The organism is Bradyrhizobium frederickii (assembly GCF_004570865.1).
GTDB lineage: Bacteria > Pseudomonadota > Alphaproteobacteria > Rhizobiales > Xanthobacteraceae > Bradyrhizobium > Bradyrhizobium frederickii.
The window spans coordinates 1-3,073 of the sequence record NZ_SPQS01000086.1 but is presented as its reverse complement, the minus strand read 5'-3'; the positions used below and the strand labels follow the sequence as shown (position 1 = coordinate 3,073).

Sequence of the window (3,073 nt, the reverse complement as noted above, 5' to 3'; positions counted from 1 at the left end):
ATCCGGATATGCATCCGCTGGATTTCAGTCTGCTGAACCGGCGCGAGGCTGACGAAGAGCCTGAAGATGATGTGCTGATGCAGAAAGCGGCAGGGCTTGCCGGAGGTGTCCGCTTTGGCCCGGACGGGAATGAAGTTATCCCCGCTTCCCCGGATGTGGCGGACATGACGGAGGATGACGTAATGCTGATGACAGTATCAGAAGGGATCGCAGGAGGAGTCCGGTATGGCTGAACCGGTAGGCGATCTGGTCGTTGATTTGAGTCTGGATGCGGCCAGATTTGACGAGCAGATGGCCAGAGTCAGGCGTCATTTTTCTGGTACGGAAAGTGATGCGAAAAAAACAGCGGCAGTCGTTGAACAGTCGCTGAGCCGACAGGCGCTGGCTGCACAGAAAGCGGGGATTTCCGTCGGGCAGTATAAAGCCGCCATGCGTATGCTGCCTGCACAGTTCACCGACGTGGCCACGCAGCTTGCAGGCGGGCAAAGTCCGTGGCTGATCCTGCTGCAACAGGGGGGGCAGGTGAAGGACTCCTTCGGCGGGATGATCCCCATGTTCAGGGGGCTTGCCGGTGCGATCACCCTGCCGATGGTGGGGGCCACCTCGCTGGCGGTGGCGACCGGTGCGCTGGCGTATGCCTGGTATCAGGGCAACTCAACCCTGTCCGATTTCAACAAAACGCTGGTCCTTTCCGGCAATCAGGCGGGACTGACGGCAGATCGTATGCTGGTCCTGTCCAGAGCCGGGCAGGCGGCAGGGCTGACGTTTAACCAGACCAGCGAGTCACTCAGCGCACTGGTTAAGGCGGGGGTAAGCGGTGAGGCTCAGATTGCGTCCATCAGCCAGAGTGTGGCGCGTTTCTCCTCTGCATCCGGCGTGGAGGTGGACAAGGTCGCTGAAGCCTTCGGGAAGCTGACCACAGACCCGACGTCGGGGCTGACGGCGATGGCTCGCCAGTTCCATAACGTGTCGGCGGAGCAGATTGCGTATGTTGCTCAGTTGCAGCGTTCCGGCGATGAAGCCGGGGCATTGCAGGCGGCGAACGAGGCCGCAACGAAAGGGTTTGATGACCAGACCCGCCGCCTGAAAGAGAACATGGGCACGCTGGAGACCTGGGCAGACAGGACTGCGCGGGCATTCAAATCCATGTGGGATGCGGTGCTGGATATTGGTCGTCCTGATACCGCGCAGGAGATGCTGATTAAGGCAGAGGCTGCGTATAAGAAAGCAGACGACATCTGGAATCTGCGCAAGGATGATTATTTTGTTAACGATGAAGCGCGGGCGCGTTACTGGGATGATCGTGAAAAGGCCCGTCTTGCGCTTGAAGCCGCCCGAAAGAAGGCTGAGCAGCAGACTCAACAGGACAAAAATGCGCAGCAGCAGAGCGATACCGAAGCGTCACGGCTGAAATATACCGAAGAGGCGCAGAAGGCTTACGAACGGCTGCAGACGCCGCTGGAGAAATATACCGCCCGTCAGGAAGAACTGAACAAGGCACTGAAAGACGGGAAAATCCTGCAGGCGGATTACAACACGCTGATGGCGGCGGCGAAAAAGGATTATGAAGCGACGCTGAAAAAGCCGAAACAGTCCAGCGTGAAGGTGTCTGCGGGCGATCGTCAGGAAGACAGTGCTCATGCTGCCCTGCTGACGCTTCAGGCAGAACTCCGGACGCTGGAGAAGCATGCCGGAGCAAATGAGAAAATCAGCCAGCAGCGCCGGGATTTGTGGAAGGCGGAGAGTCAGTTCGCGGTACTGGAGGAGGCGGCGCAACGTCGCCAGCTGTCTGCACAGGAGAAATCCCTGCTGGCGCATAAAGATGAGACGCTGGAGTACAAACGCCAGCTGGCTGCACTTGGCGACAAGGTTACGTATCAGGAGCGCCTGAACGCGCTGGCGCAGCAGGCGGATAAATTCGCACAGCAGCAACGGGCAAAACGGGCCGCCATTGATGCGAAAAGCCGGGGGCTGACTGACCGGCAGGCAGAACGGGAAGCCACGGAACAGCGCCTGAAGGAACAGTATGGCGATAATCCGCTGGCGCTGAATAACGTCATGTCAGAGCAGAAAAAGACCTGGGCGGCTGAAGACCAGCTTCGCGGGAACTGGATGGCAGGCCTGAAGTCCGGCTGGAGTGAGTGGGAAGAGAGCGCCACGGACAGTATGTCGCAGGTAAAAAGTGCAGCCACGCAGACCTTTGATGGTATTGCACAGAATATGGCGGCGATGCTGACCGGCAGTGAGCAGAACTGGCGCAGCTTCACCCGTTCCGTGCTGTCCATGATGACAGAAATTCTGCTTAAGCAGGCAATGGTGGGGATTGTCGGGAGTATCGGCAGCGCCATTGGCGGGGCTGTTGGTGGCGGCGCATCCGCGTCAGGCGGTACAGCCATTCAGGCCGCTGCGGCGAAATTCCATTTTGCAACCGGAGGATTTACGGGAACCGGCGGCAAATATGAGCCAGCGGGGATTGTTCACCGTGGTGAGTTTGTCTTCACGAAGGAGGCAACCAGCCGGATTGGCGTGGGGAATCTTTACCGGCTGATGCGCGGCTATGCCACCGGCGGTTATGTCGGTACACCGGGCAGCATGGCAGACAGCCGGTCGCAGGCGTCCGGGACGTTTGAGCAGAATAACCATGTGGTGATTAACAACGACGGCACGAACGGGCAGATAGGTCCGGCTGCTCTGAAGGCGGTGTATGACATGGCCCGCAAGGGTGCCCGTGATGAAATTCAGACACAGATGCGTGATGGTGGCCTGTTCTCCGGAGGTGGACGATGAAGACCTTCCGCTGGAAAGTGAAACCCGGTATGGATGTGGCTTCGGTCCCTTCTGTAAGAAAGGTGCGCTTTGGTGATGGCTATTCTCAGCGAGCGCCTGCCGGGCTGAATGCCAACCTGAAAACGTACAGCGTGACGCTTTCTGTCCCCCGTGAGGAGGCCACGGTACTGGAGTCGTTTCTGGAAGAGCACGGGGGCTGGAAATCCTTTCTGTGGACGCCGCCTTATGAGTGGCGGCAGATAAAGGTGACCTGCGCAAAATGGTCGTCGCGGGTCAGTATGCTGCG

The 3,073-nt window shown here is 58.7% G+C and carries 3 protein-coding genes; all 3 read left to right on the top strand.

Translation table 11 applies throughout. From position 1 onward, the window contains the following. The coding region (locus E4K64_RS39345; protein WP_213091647.1) for a phage tail assembly protein T at positions 1-233 on the top strand (233 nt) is incomplete at its 5' end. Next, on the top strand, positions 226-2,787 hold the full coding sequence (locus E4K64_RS39340; protein ID WP_000840207.1) for a phage tail tape measure protein: 2,562 nt from the start codon (positions 226-228) through the stop codon (positions 2,785-2,787). The genes E4K64_RS39345 and E4K64_RS39340, both read left to right, overlap by 8 nt. Beyond that, on the top strand, positions 2,784-3,073 hold a 290-nt coding region (locus E4K64_RS39335), incomplete at its 3' end, for a phage tail protein (protein WP_053893222.1). The genes E4K64_RS39340 and E4K64_RS39335, both read left to right, overlap by 4 nt.

What these genes read in the sequence shown, in the direction of transcription:
- E4K64_RS39340 (WP_000840207.1), top strand. Translation starts at nt 226, where the DNA reads ATGGCTGAACCGGTAGGCGATCTGGTCGTTGATTTGAGTCTGGATGCG.